Below are 25562 nucleotides of genomic sequence, written 5' to 3' on the forward strand. Positions count from 1 at the left end.
CTGCTTTATGGAGCGCGTGGATACGATTTTGTCAGGTGGCTACGTCCTGACGATGAACGAGGGCTACGATTCCTATACAAACGGCGCGGTAGCTATCCGCGATGGCGTCATTGTGGCGGTGGGTCCGGCGGAGGAAATCCAACGCCACTACACCGCCGCTGATCTCGTCTTGTGTGAGGATCAAGTGATTATGCCTGGGTTGGTGAACAGCCACACCCATGCGGCAATGACCCTTCTACGTGGGTTGGCGGACGACCTACGCTTGGATGTGTGGCTCATGGGCTACATGATGCCCACCGAGGCGCATTTTGTGACGCCCGAATTTTGCCGCTTGGGGACGCTCCTCGCCTGTGCAGAGATGATCCGTTCGGGAATCACGATGTTCGCTGACATGTACTATTTCGAGTCGCATGTTGCCGCCGCCACCGCCGAGGCGGGCTTGCGCGGCGTCTTAGGGCAGAGCGTCTTAAAATTCCCCACCCCCGATGCCCCCAGTTACGAGGATGGCATTGCCGCTACACGGCGTTTTATTGAGGAATGGAAGGGACACCCTCTCATTGTGCCGGCAATTGCCCCCCACGCTCCCTACACCTGCACGGATGATATTCTCCTCGCCTGTGCGGAGGTCGCTCGCGATTATGATGTGCCGCTGCTGATCCACATTTCGGAAACCAAATTAGAGGTAGAGGACAGCCGTGAGGAATTTGGGATGCCCGTCGTCCCCCGCGTGAAGAAACTGGGGTTGGTCGATGTGAAAATGCTGGCGGCACACTGTGTCCATATCGACAGTGGCGAAATCCGCACACTGGCGAAACACAATGTAGGCGTCGCCCACTGCCCAACAAGCAATCTGAAACTTGCCAGCGGGATTGCCCCCGTTGTGGAGATGCTAGAACGGGCGATGAATGTGGGCATTGGGACGGACGGACCCGCCAGCAACAACGACCTTGATATGTTTGAGGAAGTGCGTCTTGCGGCGATCTTGGCGAAAGGGGCAACCCTGAACCCCGTTGTAGTTCCGGCAAAGCAAGCCTTGGCGATGGCAACCCGTTTGGGGGCGCAGGCAATGCACATGGGCGATATGACCGGCAGTTTGGAGGTGGGCAAGCGGGCGGATGTGATCACCGTGCGGCGGGCGACACTCCATAACACGCCGACCTTCTCCCGCGATCCTGATGCCGTCTACAGCCAGATTGTCTATGCCGGAAAAAGCACCGATGTTCAGCATGTGATGGTCAACGGCAAATGGCTGATGCAGGATCAGCGCGTGCTGACGGTGGATGAAGCGGCAGTGATGCGTGAGGCAAGAGATTTGGCGTTGCAAATCGATGCCTTCCTCGTCGCCCGCGAGGGGAATGTCCTGAATAAACTGATTGCCATTGGCGGCGTAGAGCAAACGGAAAGTTTTGAGATTCAAGTGAAGGCACACCTTCCCGAAGCAGAAGATGCCGAGGCGCTTTTTGCCGCCCTCTTTGAGGAAACAACCGTACAAATTGTCCGGCAGACGCACTACCGGCAGTATGACACCTATTTCATGTTTCTTGACGCCACACAGGGGCGTGTGCGCTACCGCGAGGATGATGCGCTGGATAAGGATGGGAACGTGGAGAGCGTCCGTACACGGCTGACCTACACAACACCGAGCAAAGAAGTGGAGTTTGAGCAAGATGTCTTGTTGAGCCGCTCCCGATTCATTGCGGCAGCGAACCGCCCCCTGCGCTTTTACCGCGAATATTTCCGCCCCAACGAAGAACGTGCTATCCAAAAAGAGCGCCGCCGCTGGCATATTCTCTATAAGGGCGTCTTATTCTATGTGAACGCCGATAAAATGATCGCCCCAGAGATGGCAGGGTTGTTCGTTGAGATCAAGAGCCAAACATGGTCGCGCAGTGACGCTGATTACAAAGCAAAACTGATCAGCGAATTACTTGCCATGTTGAACCTAACCCCCGAAAAACGGATTCGTAAAGAGTATGTTGAGTTGGCGCTGATTTAACCTGCCCTAGCCAAAGCTGTCCTTCAGAGAGGAACGCAACGCCATGTCGGGACTGCCAGAAAACCCAATTTTGATCATCAGCAGCGGGGGCAACGCGGGTCAGCGCTGCGCGATCAAAACACAGACTTTCCTCATCGGACGTGATCCATCCTGTGAGCTTTCGCTGAACGAGCGAGAAATTTCGCGTCACCACGCGAAAATCACCCAAGAAGGAGAGCGTTTCATCCTCCATGATTTGGAGAGTAAGAATGGGACATGGGTGAATGGCGAGCAGCTGCAAGGGCAGCGCGACCTTGAAGATGGCGATGAGATTGTGCTAGGGAAGGTGGTGCGCATCACCTTCACCGAGTCGGAATCCACCGCCCCCTACAACCCTGAAAATGCCCCCTTTGACGGGAAACTCCGGCTAGAACGGGAATCGCGGCGGGTATTCGTGGATGAACGGGAAGTAAATCCCCCCTTGAGTCTGCCGCAGTACCGGTTGTTGGAACTGCTCTTTGATGCGCGGGGTGCAATCTGCACGCGGGATCAGGTGGTGCGGGCGGTGTGGCCCGATGCAATCAGTGAGGGGGTCAGCGAGCAGGCGATTGATGCGCTGGTGCGGCGGCTGCGGGATCGAATTCGGGAGTTAGATTCCTCGCATGAGTACATCGTCACCGCACGGGGGCATGGCTTTCGGCTGGACAACGAGGGGTGAGAAGGGCTGGTCAGGGGTGGTAACGAATGGGAAAGGAATCAGATTGGGATGACACTTCAAGAGGTTCTGCAAGAGGCAAAAAACCTTTCCATCAAAGATCGTCAGGAACTCATTAAACTTCTGGTCGATACTCTGATAATGGAGAACATAACACCTCCCTCATTAGAAACTTTCCTTAACCCTGATGTGGCACACGAGGTATGGTCTCCTTACGACTCATTTAAGGCTGCCCAACAATTGCAAGACATGCTAGATGCGTACCGCCGTGAACCTGCCCAATCGTGAACAGTATCCGTACCGTGAAGCACATGATTCACAGGGTCAGTCGCTGTTTCGCCCGCTGATCCCGATCAGGCTGCAAAATGGAGAGAAGTCAGCTACAGCACTTGGACTGCTGGATACTGGTGCGACCATCAATGTACTTCCATTTAACATTGGGCTTGAACTGGGTTTCTTGTGGGTAGAACAATCCCATTCCATTGAGCTAACAGGCAATTTGGGGCAGTATGAGGCACGCGGCGTTCTCGTCGTTGGGAACATTGGGTAATTCTTGCCAGTGCCACTCGTGTTTGCGTGGACACATGTAAAAAACATCCCGCTTATTTTAGGGCAGGTGAATTTCTTTGCCGAGTCCGATGTGTGTTTTTTCTCGGCACAAAAGATATTCGAGATCGGGACAAAACAGATTGGCTAGATGGTGTAAGGAATACGTTTTCCAACGAGAGTCCATACCTTCAGCGTACAATTAGGATGAGCGGAGGGCAGTACACTCTCACCGTTCTGAGGGTGGCTTCGCACACGCATCAGAGCAAGGGTAAGGAAGACTAAGGATGCCGGCTGAAATAATCTTACTTCTCCTTGGTACAGTGCTAACTGCGCTGGGCTGGGGGGCAAAAACGCCCTATGAGCGATTTACGACCCGTCCTCGCATACTGGCACGCCTGTTTTTCCGGCGAGGAACACAAGATGGAATAAGTAGAATCCCATTAATCATTTTTGATGTGATCAATTATGGGGAAAAGCCTGTTGTCATTGTGGAACTCCAAGTCCTCATCGCCAAGACGTTTTTATTCGCAGAGGCTTAATCGGAATCCCCATTCGCAAAGAGTCAATTGGTATGGGTGATCTTCGGGGAAACAGCCATTTGCCCTACAACCTGCACCCAGGTGAAACACTGTCCTTTCAGTGTGATATGGAACGTTTTGGGCGTGTATTGATCGACAGTAATGCACCTCAAAATGGACGATTTCAATCCGTTTTTTTGACGCGGCTCGGAAGAAGTACCGTTCGAGATGGTCGATGTACACTCTTGGCGAGATCGTAAGCCCTGAAATTAAGAGAGATATCGTTTGAGAGGGACAATGAACCAGACTCATTGACCTCTTCTGTTGGCTAGTTAAGGGAGGAGTGGAGGCGATAAGGGTCACTATAAGTCTATATTTCGTGCCTCAATCGCCATCCATGTGTCTTGATCCGATCTAAAGGACGAACAGATGCGCTATAATGTGCATACAATCTCGGTAAGTAATAGGGCTGCTTGGTGTGAAATTACGATCAGGAAATTCAGGGTTTGACGTTTCTGCACCAATTGACCAGATTTTGAAGGGTGATTGCCGAGAAATACTTGATCAACTTCCCGAAAAATCTGTTGATTTGATATTTGCTGACCCTCCGTACAACTTACAACTGCAAAACGCGCTATTGCGACCTAATTTAACCGAAGTGGATGCGGTTGATGACGAGTGGGATCAATTCGGTGATTTTGCGACCTATGATCAGTTTGCCCGCGAGTGGTTGACTGGCTGTCGTCGCATCCTTAAGGATACAGGAACGCTTTGGGTCATCGGTTCCTATCACAACATCTATCGCGTTGGGAGCATCTTGCAAGATTTGGGCTATTGGTTTCTTAATGATGTTGTTTGGGTTAAGACCAATCCTATGCCCAATTTCCGTGGTGTGCGCTTTACAAATGCGCATGAGACTCTATTATGGTGCAAGAAATCAAAGGATCAAAAGCGCTACACGTTCAATTACCACGCAATGAAAATGGCAAATGATGAGAAACAAATGCGCAGTGATTGGGAACTTGCACTTTGTACAGGTAGTGAGCGTCTCACAGTAAATGGGGAGAAATTACACACAACCCAAAAACCCGAATCCTTGCTCTACCGTGTTCTACTATCAAGTTCTAATCCAGGTGATGTTGTGCTTGATCCGTTCTTCGGTACAGGCACCACCGGCGCAGTTGCCAAGAAACTGGGTAGACATTTTATAGGTATTGAGCGCGAAGAGAAATATATCCGAGGTGCTCAAACTAGAATAGATTCTATACCTGCACCTTTGATGGTTGACGACGAAGTATTTGGAAAGTTCGAAACGAAACGCTCAGCACCACGCCTTGCATTTTCAACGCTGTTAGAAAATGGATTGCTCGTTCCAGGTCAGACATTGTATTTCAATCGCCACCCGGATAAGACTGCCACAGTATTGGCAGATGGGTCTCTACGGTCACTGAATGGGGAACGTGGATCTATCCACAAAATTGGTGTGCTCGTTGGTGCTTTGTCTGCGTGCAATGGCTGGGAACACTGGTATTATGAATCAGAACAGGGCGAGCTTCAAGTGGTCGATGTCTTGAGAGAACAAATTAGGAAAGCACAACGGGCGAATGGAACAAAATAGTATCATACGTCTTATGTGAAATTAAAAAGCATGAACAGATGACCATTGAAAAGTCTGGACATGAATGCCATAGCGAAGGCGCAACAAGTATTTGAGCAAGTGAGCAGTGACTTTGGCAATCAGGCGGGTGGTCAAGCCCAGCACCGTCTTCGCCAACAGACGCTCCAAGTTGCGTCCCGTATTCTGAAGTTCGTGAAATACCCCTTCAATCCGCTCACGCACACGGTTGAGCAACTGCTCAAAGCCGTCAGGATGTTGGATTTTCTGGTTCTTGCGCTTGGGGGTCAGCAAAGTGTTGCCCGTTCGCTGCTGAATTTGGGCTTGCCACTCGCCCCCGACAAACCCTTTATCGCCCAAGATTTCAGCGTTGGACACTTCATCAAGGATCGTTTCAGCCGCTTGTCTTTCCTCGGTGTTGGCGGACACCAGATCGTAGACGACAGGAATACCGTCCAGCGTCGCAATCAACACCAGTGTGTAGCCGAAATAGTGCAAGTTGCGACTGGCGCAATACCCGTAATCTGCACTGCCTCGAAAGTCGCTGCGGGCTTTGCTCCGTTTGTAAGCCAACACCGGCACGGGCTTGGTATCAATCAAGTATTTGTCGGCTTGTCCCACGCCCAATTCCATCAACCACTCCCGACGCAACGCTTCCACCAAATGCCGCAGTCCCCGTGCCCGTCGATTAAACTGACTTTGGTCAAGCAACTGCGGAAACAGGGGCAAGTAATTGGCACGGATGAACGCCAGATATTGCATCTCAGCAGGATAGGGGATGTAATCCTCTGCCACCATCAGCGTCATTCCCTCACTGTCACTGAAACTGGGCTTGCGTCCCACTTTCCCCTTCATCATCCTGCCTCCTCTCGCTTGATACCAATCATCAATCAGCACAAAGATGATGGTCAACAGCGTTTCAAGGTCTATACTGGTCATGGGTTGTTTTCCTTTGATGGTTTGTTTGGTAACTTCCCATCTTGGCAAACACCTCTTTTTGTCAACTACATTTCACATAGAGCGTATAATAGGTAAATCTAGCTCTTTCGGTAAAGATTGGTTTACCATCCCTACCAGCGAGCACTGCTAAATTCTAGGCAACAAGGAAAAGATCGATGTCAGAATCAAAAATCACACACGGGTTGCTTCATTCTACGATCCTACAATTTATTATTGATAAAGGGTTTGCCCCAGAAGTTGCTGAATTAGCTTCAATGCTGAACGTCACAGAACCAGAAATCATCGAGGCATTGAAGGCGTTACAGAATTATCACGGGGTTGTCCTGCACCCGAATGAGGCTCGGATATGGGTCGTACACCCGTTTTCTCTGGCTCCCACCAACTTCACGGTTCGCACAGTTGATAAAGAATATTGGGGTAACTGCGCCTGGTGTTCACTTGGAGTTGCGGCACTTCTGAACCGCGATGTCACCATTACCACCGTATTAGGCGCTGATCGACACCAAATTGATATACATATCCGGGATGGTGAACTGGTTGAAAGTAACTTTTACGTTCATTTCCCAATCCCGATGACAAAAGCCTGGGATAATGTCATCTATACTTGTAGCACAATGCTACTGTTTGAAAGTGCGTCAGATGTTGAACGATGGAGCCAACAGCATCGTATTGCACGAGGTGATGTTCAATCGATACAGAATATATGGAACTTTGCTAAGGTCTGGTATGGAAATCATCTCAATCCCCAGTGGGAAAAATGGACGAATCGGCAAGCTTTAGATATTTTTGAGCAATTTGGACTGACTCACGATATTTGGCACATCCCCGCATCGGAGACTCGCTTCTAAACCTATAAATACCTGGTCGAAACTGGGCATTTCTTCGGTATTGAAGTTGTAGGGACGCCTGTCTGCTGGAACATTAATCCCCTATTGTTTTGGAAACCATGCGTCGAAATCATCTGGTTGCGTGCCTGATCCGGTTCGATGATCTGGGCGAGATTTACAATGCACTCAATGACCTGAAAAAATCCGCCGCGAACCGCTTACGGCTTGAGATTTTTGCGGGTTCGGTATTGTGCAAGGTGGAAGAAGGCAGCGGAACGAGCTATCAAGAAGTACAGGGTGGGGCTACGCACAATCGTGATTTTGCTGTCGAAAATATGCAGCGATATTTGGCATATACTTGAAGAAAACAGTACATATTCTTTGGGACTTCCGGTCATACAATTAACCAGCAAGACCCCACATATTCACCGGATTCAGCGTACAATTGGGATGAGCGGCGGTCAGTCCACGCTCACGGCTCTGGGGTTGACTTCTCGCATGCATTAGACAACGAGGGGTGAGAAGGGCGGTTCTTTTTTCCACTTTGAGGAGAGTTCCAATGGCGGTGCCAGATTTCCAATCCTACATGACACCTTTGCTGAATCTATTGAGCGATGGTCAAGAACACAAAATAACCGATATATCAGAGGCGCTTGTACACCATTTTCAACTCACTGAGGATGACCTGAATGATCTTATCCCAAGCGGACGCAAAAGCCGCCATTATGATCGGGTAGGTTGGGCAGCCACCTATATGAAACAAGCTGGGCTGCTCTCATCTCCAAGCCGTGCGTGGTATAAGATTACCGAACGTGGCTTGGGGTTGGTGCAATCGGGTACAAACATTAATAACGATGTACTGGATCAGTTTCCTGAGTTTGTGAATTTTAAAACGCGCTCCAGAGTGAGTAACTCGTATCAAAAAGCAAACGTTGTGCATTCAACAAACCTATCTCATGTATCCCTCTCGCCCGATGAAACGCTTGAATTAGTTTCTCAAGAACTTCGCAATGCGCTGGCTATTGACCTGCTAGAAAGGTTGAATCAGGGTTCTCCCCAATTTTTCGAGCAAGTCGTTATCGATCTGCTCTTAGCGATGGGATACGGCGGATCGCACCGTGATGCAGCAAGGCGAGTTGGTCAGTCTGGCGATGGCGGGATCGACGGCATTATTAACGAGGATCGATTGGGGTTGGATGTTGTTTACATTCAGGCAAAACGCTGGCAGGGGAATATTGGGGCGAGAGAATTACGGGACTTCGTGGGGAGCTTGGATGACAAAAGAACAACAAAAGGCGTGTTCATAACGACCTCACAATTCACTCGTGAGGCTCAAGACTATGTGGCTCGAAGTTCTAAACGTATTGTCCTTATTGATGGCGAGGAACTTGCTCAACTGATGATTGACTTCAATGTTGGGGTGGCAGCGCGAAAAACGTATGTCATAAAGCGAATTGATGAGGATTATTTCAGCGAAGAGTAGTCTTTGCTGATGCTTAATGAGCCGAGTCGTTGTCCCCTACACGCCACCCATTCTGCGCCTTCAGCGTACAATTAGGATTAGCGGAGGGCAGTACACGCTCACGGTTCTAGGGTTGACTTCTCGCACGCATTAGACAATGCGGGGTGAGGAATGAGTTTCTTTTGCTACACTTCTTAGGAGATTTCAATCCGGTACAACCATTAACGAAGATGTCCTGGGGGCAGCTTCACGTACACGCCAACCCGCCCCCCTACGCCCCAGCGAAACCCTTTTTGAGATGATCCTGCTATCTCAGAAACCGTGATCTTCCATGCAAGGGGTGTTACAATCACACTTTAATTTGCCGTTTGCCAACCCTTCGGCGCAGGAATACCCATCGTTGAGTGTCTTACCAACTTCCCCAAAACGAATTGTCCTTGAATGTGTTCACTGCGGGACGGAACATCCCTATGAACGCCCCCTAGCCGCTTGCCCTGTCTGTGGGGAGAACGTCCTCAAGGCACGCTATGACCTTACCGCCCTCAGACGCAGCGGGTGGATCGACACGATCATGCGCCGTGAACCCGGCTTGTGGCGCTACCACGAACTCTTGCCCCTTTTTGATACAGAAAAAATTGTCAGTTTGGGCGAGGGGGGGACGCCCCTTTTGCATGCCCGCAACCTCGGTGATGTCCTCGGTTTGAAACACCTTTACATCAAAGACGAACGGCAAGGACCCACCGCCTCATTCAAAGATCGGCAAGCCTCTGTCGCCATCTCGGTGATGGTTGAGCAGGGTGTACGCGAGGCGGTGGTTGCCTCTACGGGAAACGTTGCCATCGCCTATTCAGCGTTTGCGGCGCGGGCGGGCATCAAAATTTGGGCGTTCCTCACCAGCATGGTGCCAGGCGAGAAAATGCGCGAGGTCGCCATTTACGGCGGCGAGGTGATCAAGGTCACGGGAACGTATGACCAAACGAAAGTCGTTGCCAACAGCTTCGCCAAGAGCAAAGGGCTTTATGTAGACCGAGGGATCAAATCGATTGCGGCGGTGGAGAGCATGAAAACGCTCGCCTTTGAGATCGCCCAACAGCTTGGCTGGCGCTCCCCAGATTGGTTCATTCAGGCGGTCAGCGGGGGGATGGGACCCATCGGAGTGGCAAAGGGCTTTGAGGAACTGCTGGCTTTGGGAATGGTCGATAAAGTGCCGGCATTGGGGATCATCCAATCCACTGGCTGCGCCCCGATGGTTCATGCCTACAAGCAGGGGCGGCGCGTGGCCACCCCAATTGAGAATCCGCAGACGGTGATCGCCACCCTCTCAACGGGCGATCCCGGACGCGGGCATGAACTGCTCTTTGACCTGATCACGCAGCACGGCGGGACCATGGAAGACGCCAGCGACGAGGAAGCCTTCACCACCACGAAACTGTTGGCAAAGACGGAAGGGCTTTCGGTTGAGCCAGCGACGGCGGTTGCCTTTGCCGGCTTGGTGAAACTTGTCAAACGGGGAATCATCAAGCCCGATGATGTTGTCGTTATGAACTGCTCTGGGCATACCTTCCCTGTCGAAAAGCAAATCTTGGGCGACCAGTATGCTCGCTCGGTGGATGTTACCGCCCAATCGGGGCGGATCAGCCTCCCTGCCGAGGGGCTGCTGGCAGCACTTCAACAGATGGAAGACCGCGTTCGGAAGGTCGTCGTTATCGAGGACAACCCCGACGCTGGACGCTTGATCCGGCGCATCCTCATGGCGCAAGGCAATTATGAAGTTCATCTTGCCACTGGCGGGGCGGAAGGCGTCGTCATTGTCGAGCGCGAAAAACCCGATGTCGTGATCACCGATCTGATGATGCCCGATATTGACGGTTTCCGCGTGATCAACGCCCTGAAAGCAGACCCACGCACGGCGGATATTCCGATCATTGTCCTCACGGCGAAGGATTTGACCGTTCAAGAGCGGGAAACCCTCAGTGGGCAGATTGAGCGTTTGCTGCAAAAGGGAACGTTCATGGACGAAGACTTGTTGAAAAGCATTATCGAGGCGATCCACTGAGCGCTATGAAAAAAATCCTCTATATCGAAGATGATCTGGGCAGTCAAACGTTGGTTCAACGGCTGCTTGCTCACGCTGGCTACAAAGTCAGCGTCGCCTCGCGGGGGTTGGATGGCATTGACGCCGCCTTTCGCGATGTCCCCGACCTGATCCTAATGGACATTAACCTTCCCGATCTCTCTGGGCGCGAGGTGACCACCCGTCTCCGCGCCGATGCCCGCTTTAAAGAGATTCCCATCGTCGCCATGACCGCGCAAGCACAAGCCGGCGAGCGGGAAAAAGCGCTTGCCTCTGGGATGAACGGCTACATCAACAAGCCCATTGATATTGACGCCCTCCCCGATCAGGTTGATCAATACCTGAAAGGACGGCGTGATTTCCTCGCCGTAGAGATGCAGTTAGAGGCGTCGCGGGCGTTCAGCCAAGAGGTGGTCGCCCGTCTGGAGGGGAAAATCCGCGAGTTGGAACAAAACAACGCCGAACTCCGGCGTGTCGATAAGATCAAAGAAGATTTTATCCAATTGACGGCGCACGAACTGCGCACACCGATGACCCTCGTCTTTGGCTACAGCCGCCTGCTGCAAGAATCGGCGGTGGTGAAGAAATTAAAAGAAGAAAGCGCCGACACAAAACTCTTTATTGATGGGCTGGTCGATGCCATAGAGCGCATGTCCAGCGTGATCAACGAGATTGTCACCGTGTCGCGGATCGCCACCGGACGGGTGGAGTTGGCAATCGGTCCCGTCCAACTGCCCAAGTTGATCGAAGCGGCGATCACCCAATACACGCAGACGATGCGCAACCGCAACCAAACGGTCAGCTACGACGGACGGCAGTTCCCCAACCTGATTCAGGTGGATGCCGATTTGCTCCGTCTGGCGATGGGGAACTTGATCAGCAATGCGGTGAAATATACGCCCGATGGTGGCGCGATCTACATCACCGGCAAGACGATTGGCACAACGGTGATGATCACCATCCGCGATACGGGCATAGGCATTGACCGCGAAGACCAAAAACGTATTTTTGAGCATTTTTACACGGCGGGCGATGTCTCCCTCCATTCCACCAGCAAGACCGCGTTTCGCGGCGGCGGGTTGGGCATTGGCTTAGGCATTTGCCGAGGGATCATTGAGGCGCACGGCGGGCGAATTTGGGTGGAGAGTGAAGGGCGCGATGAACAGCGTTTGCCCGGCAGCACCTTTTTTGTTGAACTGCCGATGCAGGCGCGGGCGAAGGTGCAAACGGTAATTGGCTGATCGTCCCGCCCACCTCTCTGTCTGGACGCACACGAGGGTGCGCCCAGACAAAACCCACACAACCCCACACCTCACAAGGCGTCCCCCCCATCGTCAACGTGATCCCTTGCCGCAAAGACAATCTTTTATGGTATAGTTTTTGTCACATCGTTAGGGTGCTGCCATTCCTAAATTAACCATGCCACACTTTGTTGACTTTGACCTAATCCTTGATCCCGACCCGAACGATCCTGAGCGCGTTATTATCACCGCTCAGACGTTGAACGCCACACAGCAAGCCTCCTTTGCCTTTCCCTACAACGGCGTGATGCTTGAAACACGCCTCGATAAATTGGAGAAACTGCTTAGTAAAGGGACGCGCGCCTTCAACCTTGCCTCTGCGCCGAATGTCCCTGAACGGGAACGCCCTGTGCGGGAATTGGCGGTGGCGATGTTCGAGTCCCTGCTGCCGGGGGAACTGCGAGCGCTTTATCGACAGGCGCACAATTACGTTCACCACCAACAACTCGACGGGGTACGTCTGCGCTTGCGGATCAACACTCCGCAGTGGAACAGCTTGCCATGGGAATTTATGTATGATCCAGACAGCTCATGTTATGTGGGCGTCAAGAGCAATACACCGATCATTCGCTTGCCTGAACTCCGCCAGCCGCCGCCGCCGCTCACGGTGGAGGGGACGCTCCGCATTTTGGCGATGATCGCCAACCCCGATGATCCTCACTTAGATCGGTTGAATGTGGAGCGCGAGCGTGAACGCCTACAACAGGCAATCCACGGCACGGCAATCGAGGTGGAGTGGATCGCGGGGACGGTGGATGCCTTGGCAAACGCCCTCACCAATGGGCAGCGTTGGCATGTTTTCCATTACATTGGACATGGCGGCTTTGACGAACGAAACGGCGGACTCCTTGCCTTTGAAAATGCAGAGGGAAAGGTCTATCCCTACCGCGCCGAACATTTGAAAAACCGCCTGACAGGGCATCCTAGCCTTCGCTTTGCCTTTCTCAACTGTTGCATGAGTGGCACAACGGGCAAGGCGGATGTATTCAGCAGCACGGCGGCAACCCTCATTCGGGGCGGGTTGACGGGCGTTTTGGCGATGCAATTTGAGGTGAGCGATAACGGGGCGATCCGCTTTGCCGAACAGCTTTATCAGGGGCTGGTGAAGGGTCAGCGTCTAGAAACCACCGTCACCGAAGCCCGTTTGCGCCTCAGCGAATTGGAAAGCTTTGAGTGGGGGACGCCTGTCCTCTACCTTGCCTCCCCCGACGGGGTATTGTTTACGGTGCAGACTACAGGGCAGCCCACCCAGAACCCCATCCCCGCCGCAGTACCTGCTGCCCCACCGCCTTCTTCGCATCCCCGCTTGCCGGATACAGAGAGCAGTGGGACGGCTGCCGAGGACCCCCTCCGGCTGTTCAATGAGGCAAGCGCCTGTGTAGAGGGCGAACGCTACAGCGAGGCAACTGCCCTCTACGAACGGCTTTTGGGGTGGGCGCCTCCCTTCCGTGAGCGGCAGGTACGCGCCCTCTTGAAGCAGGCGGAAGAACTTCTTGCCGAACAAGAGAAGGCACGCGCTGCGCAGAAACGGCTGGAAGAAGCAAAAGAACGTTTTTCGGACTTGGAAACCTTCGTCGGGCTTGCCCGAACAGAGAACGCCAAAGCGCACGCCCGCGAGGAGATTCAGCAGTTCTTAGCGGATTACCCCGAATACAAGACCGACGCCAACGTCTTGGCGCTGTGGGAGAGGGTGAAACCGCCCCCACCGCCGCCCCCCCCCGAACCCGCCCCGGGCACGCGGATGACCGACGAGAAAGGGGTAATCATGGTCTACGTCCCGCCGGGGACGTTCCAAATGGGGAGCAGCAATGATGATGACGAGCAGCCGATCCGTCCGGTGACCATTGAACGGGGCTTCTGGCTTGACCTGACGCCGGTGACAAACGCCTCCTATGCCCAATTCATCACGGACGGCGGCTACAAAACGGAAACATACTGGACGCCCGGCGGCTGGGCATGGCGGAAAACGGCGAACAAGACCGCACCGAGGGACTACGACGGCTTCACCGCCCCCCAGCAGCCCCGCGTGGGGGTGACATGGTTCGAGGCAGATGCTTACTGCCGATGGCGAGGTGGACGGCTGCCCACCGAGGCGGAATGGGAATGGGCAGCGCGGGGAGAAAGGAGTCTCGTTTACCCTTGGGGAAATGACTTCAAGCGCGATAGCAGCGTGGTGATCTATCGTGAGAATTCTGGCGAAAAAAGCCACCCTGTGGGGGAGGGGATACGGGTGGCGGGGGCGTCATGGGTGGGGGCGTTGGACATGAGCGGGAATGTGTGGGAGTGGATAAGCAGCCTCTACACCCCATACCCTTACGACGGCAATGACGGGCGCGAGGCGGACACCGGAGACCGCACGGATGTTCGGCGCGTGCTGCGGGGCGGGTCTTGGAACAACAATCAAGACAACGTTCGCGCTGCGAATCGGAACAGGAACAACCCTACCAACCAGAACAACAATAGGGGGTTCCGTCTTGCCCGACCTTGCACCTACGAAACAAGCGTAAGCTGAGATACCGAAGGTCTCTCGACGTTCGGGGCGGCGTTTTATGTAAGAGTGCCGGCTGTTCCCGCCCCCCCAAGTGGGCAAATAGAAAAGAGCGCCGCCTGTTCTGGTAGCCCGCACGGGTGAACGTTCAGGCGGCGCATTTTTTTGGTATCATTCTCTTGTCTCCCGACAACATCGTATCCTATGCTGAGGTCTGTTCTCTCTATGCGCCGTGTGATTGTTAGTGTTCTCGCTGTTACCCTCTTTCTGGGGATTCTGAGTCGAACAACCGCCCAACCCCAAGTGACCGTCGCCACCCAATTTGACTTCATCCGCCAGGGGCATGTGGGGGTTGTTACCCTTAGTGGGGCGGATGTAGCGGGGGGAATCATCCTCACGCTGGATCGCGCCTACCCGTTTTTTCCCACCAGTACAGGGTTTGCCGCGCTGCTTGCCGTGCCGCTTGACCAAAAGCTGAGCAAAGAGTACCCGATGACCGTCACCGTCTACCTGACGAACGGCGAGACGATCACCTCGGAAAGCCTGCTGCGGGTCGAATCCGGCGAATACATCAGCGAGAAATCGTTTGTCCTGCCCAAAGATAAAGTCTATTTGCTTGATCTCGGAATTCAAACGAACGAGGATTACCGCCTAAGATCGATCTATGGGATGATCACGGCGGAAAAATTTTGGGAGGGACGCTTCAATGTCCCTCTCTCAACAACGACAACCTCGCCCTTTGGCAGCGTGCGGACATTCAATGACGGCACAGCACGCCGGCATACAGGGGTTGATTTCAGGGTGGGCGCTGGGGTGCCAATTGCGACGGCAGCAAGTGGGCGAGTTGTGTTTGCCCGCGCTCTTGATATTCACGGAAACAGCATCATCATCGATCACGGTTGGGGGGTATTCTCCTCCTACTCTCATCTGAGCGAGATGTACGTTGTGCCTGGACAGATTGTCTTGCAGGGGGAGATGATCGGCTTGACGGGGAACACCGGACGCAGCACCGGCGCGCACCTTCACTGGGAAATTGCCGTGAATGGGCTTTGGGTTAGCCCGCTTGATTTTCTTCAGGTGACACTCCCCAATTAAACGGCGTGAGCTGAATACCGCCCTCAGCTCTCGGTCTAATTTTATCGATAGACGCAAGATTGATAAGAGCGGCAAAACTACTTCAAACTAGTTGCTAGTGATCGGTACGATAGGGGGCAGCACAGCTCGCATGTTAACACCCATCCCAATCACCGTCCTTTCGGGCTTCCTCGGCGCGGGGAAAACAACCCTCCTGAACCGCATCCTGAACGCCGATCACGGGCTGCGGATCGCCGTCCTCGTCAACGATTTTGGGGCGATCAACATTGATGCTCAGCTTGTTGTGGGGGTCAGCGATGGCGAGATGGTCAATCTTGCCAATGGCTGCATTTGCTGCACCATTCGGGATGATCTACTGCGGGAAGTATTACGCCTGCTGGATTTGCCAATACCTCCCGAATACATCATCGTGGAGACAAGCGGCGTCTCCGACCCGCTTTCTGTGGCGCAGACCTTTCAGCTTCCGGCGCTGCGGGAGCGCTTATTCCTCGACAGCATCATCGCTGTGATGGACGCTGAACAGTTCAGCGAACTAAAAGGTAAAAATGCTCTACTCGCCTATGAGCAGCTCACCGTTGCCGACATTATCGTGATCAATAAGGTTGATTTGGTAACGCCGGAAACGCTGAAAACGATCCGCCGCGAATGGCTTTATCCCCAAGCGCGGGTGTTGGAGGCAGTTCAGGGCGCTGTGCCGCTCTCGCTGCTCTTGGGCGTTGGGGCGTTTGATCCCGAACGCCACGTTGGGCGGCGGGCAAAAGATGTTCATATTCACGAGGTAGGCGCAGCGGTGGATCATGATCACGAGGCGGATCATCTTGATCATCCCGATCACACCGAGGTTTTTGAGTCGTGGAGTTGGCGCTGTACAGAGCCGCTTTCGCTAAAAGCGCTGGAAAAAGCGACGAAAACGCTCCCGCCGAGCATCTACCGAGCGAAGGGCATCCTTTGGCTGGAGGATGCGCCGGAGACACAAGCGCTGCTGCATGTGGTGGGGACGCGAGTCTCGTTGGTTACGGGACGCCCCTGGGGGAAGGAAACGCCCGCCTCGCAGATCGTGGTGATCGGGTCGCCGGGGGCGTTCAGCGCGGAGAGTCTGACCGAGCGCTTCGAGAAAACCCGCGCCTCGCGCCAGCCGCAATCCCTAGCAAAGATGATCCTCGGCGGGGCGGTGACATGGCTGCGGGGGAAGGATTCATAAGAGGGCGCGGAACACGCCCGCCGCGAAAGCAGCGGGCTAAACATAACCGCCCCTACGGGGCTTGGAAGGCAAACGCGGTACCTGTCTTTGATTTTTAGCCCCAACGGGGTGATCATTTCTAGTGCGGTGGCTTCAGCCCCGCGCTCTTCTCCCCCAGTAAACTGTTCTATATGCCGCAACGAGAAAACCCTGCTTTCAACCTGGCGCTTCAGTGCCGGGGAATGCCGCACGCCACGATCACCGTATACAGGGTAAAATAGAGCCATCATGAGGCGCTAATTTATTCGGATTCTACAGGATTCACCCTGCGATTTGAAATACCAGCAGTCCCTCTTACCCATCGTCCTAATCACTCTTTTGGCGGTTTTTCTACGCCTTCAGAATCTCGGCGCGGTTGAACACAACGTTGATCACGCTTACCCAATCTCGCAAGCGCTGCACAGCCTAGAACAAGGGGTATTTCCGATCACCGCACAGGGGACATCCGTCCTCTTTGCCAACCCGCCTCTGACGGGCTACCTTTTTCTCGTCCCCTTGAGCCTGAGCCGCTCTCCCTACGGCGTGTACCTTTTTGTGATCGCCCTGAACACGCTGGCTGTGCCGCTGAGTTATGTAACGGCGCGGCGCTTGCTGCCACGAGGGGATGGGTTCGCGCTGATTGTCGCCTTCTTGGTGGCGGTTAACCCTTGGGTGGTCGAGTATTCGCGAACAACATGGGTACAGTGTTTGCTCCCCTTTGGGGTGATGCTCGTCTTTTGGCTGTTTGTGCCGCTTTGGTTGGGAGAAGCGCCCCATCCCCGGCGGCGCTTTCTATTCGGCTGCGCGGGGCTGGCGGCGCTGAGCCAAACCTATCTGTTGGCATTCGCCCTAATCGCCCCTGTCGCCTTGCTCTGCCTAGTACACCACCGGCGGATTACCGTCCGAACCGCGTTTATTGGGGCGCTGATGGTGATTATTCCAGGGGTGATCTATGGGGCGGGGTTGATCGCTGATGGGGAAAACACGCTCAACCGCATCCGTGACTTTGGCGGGGACGGGCTGCGCTTTCGTACAGAGGCATGGGCGCACCTTGCCCGCCTAACAACAGGGTGGGAATATGCCGCCACACGCGGATTGGATGCTCCCGCCGGACGCGCCGACGCCGTGACGCGCTTCAATTTGGGGGAGCTTGCCAACGGGGTAGGGATTGCCCTCATGGTGATCGGCGCGGCTGCCTATCTCCGCAGCGGGCGAAGGGATTTTAGCCAAACGGGAATCCTCGTTGTTTGGGGGGGGCTGCTGCCTCTGCTTATGACGGCGGTCTCCCGCCCCGTCCATCCTTTTTACCTTCTACTGACTCTTCCGGTAGGGACGATCCTCGCCGTGCGGGGGATGCACACTCTTTATGAGGGCGCAGCGCGATTCAAGATGGGGAGGGCGACAGCGTTTGCCGGATTAGCAGCGTTGACGTGGTTCGGCGTCCTCTCTGGGGTGAACGTGGTGCGTTATGCCGAGGAAACACTGATCACGCCGGGCGTTGATGGGTTCAACGCTTTGCCCCTTCAAGACGGCGTGGCGCTGGCGGCACACTTTGCCCCCCTTTTGGGGGAGGTGGGGACGATTCACGTGAAGGCAGATGGGCGAATGATGGAAAGTTTCGCCGGACGGACATTTTGGCTTGATCCCGATGTCGATACGGCACGGGGGACAACCATCGCCGCTGATGGGACGCTTTACCTTCTTTGGCGAGGGGAGGGGCACCCTCCACCGGACTTGACGATTCCTGATGAGACTGCCAGTTATGTACTATCCGATGGGGAGGCGATAGACGCCTACCGCGTGGGGTGGTCGCCGCCACCCTCCATAGAGCAGTGGCAGGGCATATCCAGCGACGGGGGGCTGATCCCGGTTTGGGCAAAGGCAAGTACGCTGCTGGCGGGGCAAGCGGGCGAGGTGGCGATGGTCTGGGCAGTGGTGAGCCTTCCTCCAGAGCGGGCAGCGTACCTTTACTCACCCTTTGTCCATCTTTATGATGGGGAGGGAAAGCGGGTTCTGATTGCCGACGGCGCAGTGACGCCCGGAGCGCTCTGGCGGGTGGGCGATCTTCAGTACAAACGGCTGACCTTTGCAATTCCAGCCGAGGCAGCGCCACCGTTTCGCCTTATGATGGGACACTACGACGGCGTTCACGGGCGCAGCCTGATCTTGCGCTTTCCCGATGGGCGTGAGGACGCCGTGATTGCGATCAAGCCTTAACCCCGCTCCGCAGCGCTGAGCGGGTCTAGTCGTCCACCACCATGATTTCTAAAAGACCCCCCTTCAAAGACGTGATTCCCCCTTCTCCCGCAGGGGGAGCGGGTACACGCCGAAGGCGGGTCGCCGGGGGATGAGGGCTGTCTCTTTCTATAGTTACCTTCATGGCGGATTAATAGGATGATCAGGGCGTGATCAGGGAAAAGAGCGAGACGACGCCGATGATTTCATCGGTGGAAAAGGGCTTCACCAAGTAAGCGTCTACGTGGAGGTTTTTCGCCGCTTTGCCGTGCGCTTCTGTTGCCGAAATGACGATCACGGGGACTTGCCCCAACACGGGATCAGCGTCCAACCATGCGGCAACGCCCCATCCATCAATGTTAGGCATGTTCAGATCAAGCAAAATCATGGCAGGCAGTTTGCGAGCATCACGCGCCAACGACAGGTATTGAATCACAGCGCGACCATCAGCAAACGAGTTCACCTCAAAGCCTTCCTCGGTGAGGACAATTTCCAACAATTCGCGGAGCAGTTCATCATCCTCGGCAATCACAATATGTTTACGCATGACACCCCCTCACGGTATTGCCCGTAAGTTTAACATTTCATTGATTTTATTCAGCAAGCGGCGCAATTCTGCCTCCAGCGTATCGGTGATTCCCTCGGCAATGGCTGCCTCACGCAGCATCTCACGGGCATCCCGAATAGCATCTTGCCCCTCGCGGAGTTTTGTCAGCCCCTCGCGGAGATTGGCGCGGATGGGCTTGAGCGGGTCGTTATCGGAAAGGGCGTTCCAGCCGAATTCCTTTGCGGCACGATTCCAGCCGCTGAGAAAATCCTCGATGGTGGCAATGCCCCGCCGCGCCCCGCGCTGAAGGAGGTCTTGAATGGCGGGGCTGAGGGTTGGCTCAACGGCAAAATCCAACTGACTGATGTCGTTGTAGCGGCTCTCTACGCCGGCTTGGTCGGCGGGCTGAGGGAGCAGCGCCCCTTTGCGCGGGGACAGTCCGGTGAAAATAGGGTAAAGGACGCCCACACAAAGGTTGGTTAGGTCGGCTGCCACCTGCTGTGCTAAGACGGTTGGGCTGCTCTCGATGAGGCGAGAACTGTTCCAATCAATGATCATCAAGCGCCGCCCATCCCAATAGACGTGTTCCAGTTTGTGATCAAGGTAGACAATCCGCTGGCGGTGCGCTTCACGCAGGACGCCAGCAAATTGATAGGCGAGATCAAGCCCTTCCTCGGTGGGCAAGCGCCACCGTGTGCCCGGGGCGTTCGGCTTCATGAGGTAAAGCAGGCTCTCTGTGCGGGGTAGTTGTTCGAGGGCGAGGTAAGGACGCCAACCCTTTCCGGCATATTTGAACGCCCCCTGACGAAAGAGATCGACATTCAGCCCAAAGGATTCGATCTGCCCGCCACGTGGGAGGTCGTCGGGGGCGTCGAGGTAGCCGCAATCGAGCAAGCGGACAACCGAAGGGGAAACCGCCATGCGGACGAGCAGGTCTGCCTCGTTGATGAACGCCATCGCCTCCATGCGCGGCTGCCCATCGGCAATGGCGTGTTCGGCACGCATCACTTTGAAGGCGACGATCCGCGAGTCACGCTTATCGACGGCATCATAGACCCGCGCATAGTGACCCGGCGCAAAGGTGTCAATCGTGTTTCCGAGAGCGTAGACGGTAGTCAGCAGCGGCACAAGATTCATCCCTTCCCTTAGGGTGTGAGGGGGGCGTTGATCTGAACGCGAATCGTCTTGACTTCCACCACAACGCCGCCCGTCGCTACATAGAGGTAGATGTTCAAGGGGACGTTGGGCGGGAAAATGGCTGTGGATTGCCCTAAAAGCTGCCCATCAAGGTAGAGCGAAAGGGTTCTATCGGCGTTCCGTTCGATGCTAAAGGAGATTGAGCCGTTGTTGGCGGGAAGCTGTGTCTTGCGCAGGAAACGGGCGTTCAGGCTGATCCCCATATCCAAAATCCCTTCCTGAACAAGCCGCGCCTCCACAGACGCCCGCTGCCCTTGCAGCGATTCAAAACCGCCGCCGAAATAGACCAAGCCATTAGCGACAAGGTTTTTGTCGTAGGTCAGCAGTTCCATCGAGATATCCAGCCGTTTGATGTACTGTGCCGCCTCCGTGCCAATCAGTGGGGTGAGCAGGTCGGGTCCGATGCGGATGAGGGGGGCGCGTCCGCCGCGTACTTCGGGGCTGCCGATCAACCATTTTCCATCGCGCTCATAAAACCAGCCGGTGTCCCACGTCCGCGCAGAGGGCGAGAGTTCGCTTAGTTTAGGGAGCAGATCGTAGACGCCGCTTGACGCATCGGGCGGGATGGTGGGAAGGATCACCCCCGGGAGGGTGGGGGCGGGTGATCCGGCAATTCCGGCGACGAGAGTTGGCGGCAGGCTAGGGGTGACCATCGCCATGACCGTTGAGATCGAGACGAGTTCGCCCGTTGGGATGGGTGTTCCACGTGTTGGGGTGGGGACGGGCTGTTCGCTCGTGGCGCTTGGGGGGATGGGGGAGGCAACCAGCGGGAGTGGTGTTTCGCTGGGGAGGGGGGTATTTTGGGGAAAGAGCGTGTTTGTTGGCGCTGGCACGGCGTCGCTGGGTGTGGTAGGGACAAACCCTAGCGCACCATCCCGCGTCAAGAGGATTGCCGTTGGGGTCTGATCCCCTAATTCCCCGCTTCGGTTTTGGCTGGCGGCGAAGGCGGCAAGGACTGCACCAATGGCGACTAAGACGCCGATAATCAAGATGGGGGGCAGCCCCCGCCGCGAGGGGCGACGCTCCCGGCGGCGTTCTTCCACGCGGAGAAACGCCTCCGGCTCAGAGACACCCTTAGCAGAAGAAGCACCGCGTGCTGGCGGCGGGGGCTGGCTGATCGGTGTGCTGGTAGATCGTCCCTCGCGCCCCCGTTTTTCCGCTGCGGCGGGGCTAGCAGCGGTGGGCGTGACGGATGCCTCTGCGGTGGTGGGCTGCGCTGGACTAGGAACGGTGAAGGGGACGCGCTCCATCTCGCGGCTTGCCCGCGCCTCGCGCCGCGCCCGCCGGGAGCGATCCGAGAGAAAATCGGGGACAGCGAAGTCCCCTTCTGGGGTTTCAATGCGCTCTGCCCGTTCAAGGCGATCAGGGCGTCCGCGCCGTTCGGGGCGCTCTGTCACTGGGGGTTCGATGGTCGGTTCGATAATCACTGGCGGCGGGGGTTCGGGTTCGGGGTCGGGCGTTGCCTCAGCAACCTCCCGCCAATGGCGGAAAATGGGCAGGGCAGGCTGGCGGGCAATGAACAGGGAGGCAAAATAGCCTTCCATGAGGCGCAGTTTATCCTCACGAAACAGGTTTGGGGCGGTGTACGCCTCAACCATACCCTTATAGGTTTCCCCCCATTGGCGAAGCTGGGCGGTATAGCCCTCACCGAGATCACGGCGGGTGAGGTCAACAATTTTTTGGTGAGCCTCTAAGACGGCAGGGTTAGGGGCATCGGCGGGCATGAGCGCCTCTTGTTCGATCACGCGCCGTGCGCCCGCCGCGATCTCGGCTGAATCGGCAAGGGTTTGCAGCCACCCTCGGAAGGGGCTGAGGTCTTTGTTCAAAAAGCCCTGAGCCATGTTCACGCGCTCAATGGCGGCATCAATCAATTGTTTGGCGGGGCGAAATTCGCCATCTTGCCAGCGGCGGAGGGCATCTTCCAAGCCGCGAATCGCCTGATCGAGTGCTTCCAATTGGGCGACGGCGAGGGGGGCGCGGACTGCCTGCCGTGCGGCGACAACCTGATCGACGCGGCGCACCTCGTTGATTGCCCGCACCGCGTCAAGGATCAACTGACGGCGGACGATGCTTTCTTCCAACATCTGGTAAGCGGGGTGCAAGCGGTAAGGGGCAAAGGTTTTGGCAGCGGCATCTTTCCAAATTTCGGCGTTTTCAAAATCTTCCCCGCCAATGGCGACCATCCCGCGCAAGATGTAATCGAAGAACAACAAGCGGACGCCAGCGGCGCTCGTCTCACGGAGGGGATCAATAACGCCTTTGCCCATCGCCTTGAGGTAAATGCTCATATTGGGCATTTGGGCGGCAAAGGTGCTGCGAATTTGTTCTTCTTCTGGGAGGAACAGGGCGATAATCCGGCGCTGTGTCGCTTCAATATGGGCGGTAGATGAACTACCTTCGCGCTCTAACCAGCGATCCAGCACCTCGCTGAGGCTGACCAAGCGGCGTGCTGCCAAGCGTTCCGCCTCGCTTTGTGCGGCATCTGCTGCCCGTTTGCCCGCTTGGAGAGCGTCCGCCGTCTTGCCGCGATCCCACGCTTCCCAGCCTTCCGCCAGCGCCTTCCCAAGTACGGCGTTGGGGCTGAGCGCTTCGGCGTGCGGGATTTCATCAATGCCCCGCTGATAGTCCTCGAACCACGCCCCAAGTGCCGGATTCAGCGCCCGAACGCCCTCGCCCGCCACCCGACAGGCGTCTAGCGCTGGACGCTTGCCCCCGAGGGCAAGGGCATCTACCAAACGCCCCCACGCTGCCAGCGCTGAATCGAGTCCTTTTAAGAGGGGCTGAAAGGTGCTGTCTCGGACATCACCACTGTAGGGGGTAAGAACCGTCCGCGCTCGCTCTAGATAGTCCCCGATTCCATCGATAGCCTCAGCAGGGGCATAGGTGCGGAGGGCGGCGAGATCGTCATGAAGGGCGGTAAAAAAGGTATTCACGCCCTCAAAGCCACTTTGGAGGGGATCAATCGCCGCCGCCGCATAGAGGGCATTCCCCGCCCGCGAGGAATCGCTGAGGACATTGGCGAGGGCGACTTCGAGCAGTTCCACGATGTGTTCCGCCGCCTGCCGCGCCCGTCCGCCTACTTCAGCAAGCCCTGTTTTTCCGCTTGTTTTTAAATCGCCTTCAACGGCACTGAGGACATCGGCGGTGTGTTCGTAGAGCCGCCGCAGCGCTCCCGCCCCGCTGGTGGTCAGTGGGGTTTCCAATTTGCGCAAGAGGGTACGCACCGTCTGAAGCAGCTTGGGCGCGTCGCCGGCGTGGTTGAGTTCCTCATCGAGGCGGACGAGATGCGGGCGTAAGAGGACGATCCCCGGCACGCGCCGCGCCAAGCGTTCTGCCAACAAAAAGCCGCCCAGTCGTCCGTTGGCACGGACATCGGGAGTGGTGATCAGCGTTCGGGCAGCCCCTTGCGAATCGCCGCGAAAGAGGGCTTCTAAGGCGGGGGTAAGTCCCTCTGGAATGACCGTCCCGCCTGTACCTGCCTGCGATTCCAATTCTTCACAGACATCGCCCAAATAGAGCAAGAGGGGGGACGCGCCGATCTCGGCATGGTCTGGGTTGGCGGCGGCTTCACGGGCGATCATCGATTCCACCAGCGCCGATGCGCCGGCAAAATTGCCGCTCTCAATATAAATGCGCACGGCGTCAAGGTCGCCCTGCATTTCAATATGGCGCAGACGCGCTTCTGCCTCGGCACGGAGGTTGCGAAGGCGCGGGTAGCCGGGATCGCTTTGGGCGGCTTCGGTAAGGGTGGCGATTAGTTCTTCCAGTTCCAGTTTGCTGGTGGCGTTGGGCAACCGCGTCCGCACACGTTCGACCAAGAGATCACGCCCTTTTTGGATGGGGCGGCGCACCTCGGCAAGGTCTTGGCGCAAGGGCGCAATATCGAGGTAGCGAACGCCGGGTTCGCTGCTAACGGCGCGATTGATGATCGCCTTCAGGCGTGGGGAAAGTGCCTCGTTGAGGTCGTTGGCGGGGTCGGGGCGTCCCATCTCTAGGCGATGCCCACCAGAGAGGACGAAATAGATCAACTGACCCACCTGCTGAATATCCGCCGCTTTGGTGATGTGCTGTCCGGCATGTTGGGAATCGAGGAACACCGCGTTTCCCCAATCGATCAGTTTGAGGGTGTATCCCTCTTGATCCCAAAAGAGGTGCTTGGCATCGACATCGTTATAGACGATGTTTCGGTCATGTGCCGCCTGAAGAAGATCGCACAGACCATCCAAGATATTCAGAAATTCCAATGGGGGGAGTGCCTCGCCAGCGGCGGAGAGGCGCAAGGTGAGCGCTTCTAAGGTCTCGCCCTGTGCCATGTCCATGACGATATAGTGATGGCTCTGCCCGCCGACGCGAAACGTCCCGCTGTGACGCAGTTCGCACAGAAGGGGGTGTCCGGCAAGGGCTTCAAGGGCGCGGCGCTCGTTCAGGATGCTCACTTCCTGTCCGGCGCGGATGGGGGGCGCGTCTTGAAGGGCGGGGCGTTTGATCACGACGGGGGCATTGCCGTCCAGCGTGTCATAGGCGCGGAGGGTTTCCCCCGAACGCCCACGCGGGTAAATATGATCGTAGCGATAGCGGTTGTCGAACAGGCTGTCGGGACGACGCCCAGTGACGGGGCGCGGCATGAGTACTCCCTGAAGATTGATATATCGCGCCTATTGTAGCGGGGATCAGCGGGGATTCAAACCAACGCGGATTTTCGGGTGTGGCGAGGCAAAAGAGAGAGGTGACTATCATTTGAGCTATCGCTCTACGGCGATTGTCGGGCGTCGGCTATAATTGCTT

Annotated in this window: 18 protein-coding genes and 1 pseudogene; 15 read left to right on the forward strand and 4 right to left on the reverse strand. The window is 55.8% G+C overall.

Annotation, left to right across the window (positions count from 1 at the left end):
- Positions 1–7 precede the first annotated feature (7 nt).
- From HS103_15795 to HS103_15820, 6 genes and pseudogenes are all read left to right on the forward strand, one after another.
- Complete coding sequence (locus HS103_15795; protein ID MBE7514262.1) at positions 8–1996, forward strand: amidohydrolase family protein; 1989 nt, start codon at positions 8–10, stop codon at positions 1994–1996.
- 43 nt (positions 1997–2039) lie between these two features.
- A complete protein-coding gene (locus HS103_15800; protein MBE7514263.1) occupies positions 2040–2693 on the forward strand; it encodes an FHA domain-containing protein in 654 nt (217 codons plus the stop codon).
- Between the two features lie 48 nt (positions 2694–2741).
- On the forward strand, positions 2742–2978 hold the full coding sequence (locus tag HS103_15805) for a hypothetical protein (GenBank protein MBE7514264.1): 237 nt from the start codon (positions 2742–2744) through the stop codon (positions 2976–2978).
- Positions 2965–3387, forward strand: a pseudogene (locus HS103_15810) (hypothetical protein). Before HS103_15805 ends, HS103_15810 begins: the two are co-directional and overlap by 14 nt.
- Positions 3388–3523: 136 nt before the next feature.
- Complete coding sequence (locus tag HS103_15815; protein MBE7514265.1) at positions 3524–3778, forward strand: hypothetical protein; 255 nt, start codon at positions 3524–3526, stop codon at positions 3776–3778.
- 502 nt (positions 3779–4280) lie between these two features.
- Positions 4281–5375, forward strand: coding sequence for a site-specific DNA-methyltransferase (locus tag HS103_15820; GenBank protein MBE7514266.1), 1095 nt, complete (start codon positions 4281–4283; stop codon positions 5373–5375).
- A gap of 21 nt (positions 5376–5396) precedes the next feature.
- On the opposite strand, the gene HS103_15825 is transcribed toward HS103_15820, so the two are convergent.
- Positions 5397–6311: an IS982 family transposase gene (locus tag HS103_15825; GenBank protein MBE7514267.1), complete on the reverse strand. Its 915-nt coding sequence runs from the start codon at positions 6309–6311 to the stop codon at positions 5397–5399.
- A gap of 176 nt (positions 6312–6487) precedes the next feature.
- On the opposite strand from HS103_15825, the gene HS103_15830 reads away from it, so the two are divergent.
- The 9 genes from HS103_15830 (at position 6488) to HS103_15870 (ending at position 19015) form a co-directional block, all read left to right on the forward strand.
- Entirely contained in the window at positions 6488–7180 is a 693-nt protein-coding gene (locus HS103_15830; GenBank protein ID MBE7514268.1) for a hypothetical protein, read from the forward strand.
- 98 nt (positions 7181–7278) lie between these two features.
- Positions 7279–7521, forward strand: coding sequence for a hypothetical protein (locus HS103_15835; GenBank protein ID MBE7514269.1), 243 nt, complete (start codon positions 7279–7281; stop codon positions 7519–7521).
- A gap of 197 nt (positions 7522–7718) precedes the next feature.
- Positions 7719–8642, forward strand: a complete 924-nt coding sequence (locus tag HS103_15840) for a restriction endonuclease (protein MBE7514270.1) — start codon at positions 7719–7721, stop codon at positions 8640–8642.
- 310 nt (positions 8643–8952) lie between these two features.
- Positions 8953–10677: a threonine synthase gene (gene thrC, locus HS103_15845; GenBank protein ID MBE7514271.1), complete on the forward strand. Its 1725-nt coding sequence runs from the start codon at positions 8953–8955 to the stop codon at positions 10675–10677.
- Positions 10678–10682: 5 nt separating this feature from the next.
- Positions 10683–11936: a hybrid sensor histidine kinase/response regulator gene (locus HS103_15850; protein MBE7514272.1), complete on the forward strand. Its 1254-nt coding sequence runs from the start codon at positions 10683–10685 to the stop codon at positions 11934–11936.
- A 178-nt stretch (positions 11937–12114) separates the two neighbouring features.
- Positions 12115–14508 carry an SUMF1/EgtB/PvdO family nonheme iron enzyme gene (locus tag HS103_15855; GenBank protein MBE7514273.1) on the forward strand — a complete coding sequence of 798 codons (2394 nt, stop codon included), beginning with the start codon at positions 12115–12117 and terminating at the stop codon, positions 14506–14508.
- Positions 14509–14709: 201 nt separating this feature from the next.
- Positions 14710–15579, forward strand: coding sequence for a M23 family metallopeptidase (locus HS103_15860; GenBank protein ID MBE7514274.1), 870 nt, complete (start codon positions 14710–14712; stop codon positions 15577–15579).
- Between the two features lie 130 nt (positions 15580–15709).
- Entirely contained in the window at positions 15710–16780 is a 1071-nt protein-coding gene (locus tag HS103_15865) for a GTP-binding protein (GenBank protein ID MBE7514275.1), read from the forward strand.
- Positions 16781–17092: 312 nt separating this feature from the next.
- Complete coding sequence (locus tag HS103_15870) at positions 17093–19015, forward strand: hypothetical protein (protein ID MBE7514276.1); 1923 nt, start codon at positions 17093–17095, stop codon at positions 19013–19015.
- A 181-nt stretch (positions 19016–19196) separates the two neighbouring features.
- Here the strand turns inward: HS103_15870 and HS103_15875 are convergent, their stop codons facing one another.
- Genes HS103_15875 through HS103_15885 form a run of 3 tightly spaced genes read right to left on the reverse strand, consistent with a single transcriptional unit; the run spans position 19197 to position 25402 of the window.
- Positions 19197–19580 carry a response regulator gene (locus tag HS103_15875; GenBank protein MBE7514277.1) on the reverse strand — a complete coding sequence of 128 codons (384 nt, stop codon included), beginning with the start codon at positions 19578–19580 and terminating at the stop codon, positions 19197–19199.
- Positions 19581–19589: 9 nt separating this feature from the next.
- Complete coding sequence (locus tag HS103_15880) at positions 19590–20717, reverse strand: hypothetical protein (protein MBE7514278.1); 1128 nt, start codon at positions 20715–20717, stop codon at positions 19590–19592.
- An 8-nt stretch (positions 20718–20725) separates the two neighbouring features.
- On the reverse strand, positions 20726–25402 hold the full coding sequence (locus HS103_15885) for a hypothetical protein (protein MBE7514279.1): 4677 nt from the start codon (positions 25400–25402) through the stop codon (positions 20726–20728).
- Between the last annotated feature and the right edge of the window lie 160 nt (positions 25403–25562).

The sequence above is a fragment of the Anaerolineales bacterium genome (assembly GCA_015075625.1).
GTDB lineage: Bacteria > Chloroflexota > Anaerolineae > Aggregatilineales > UBA2796 > UBA2796.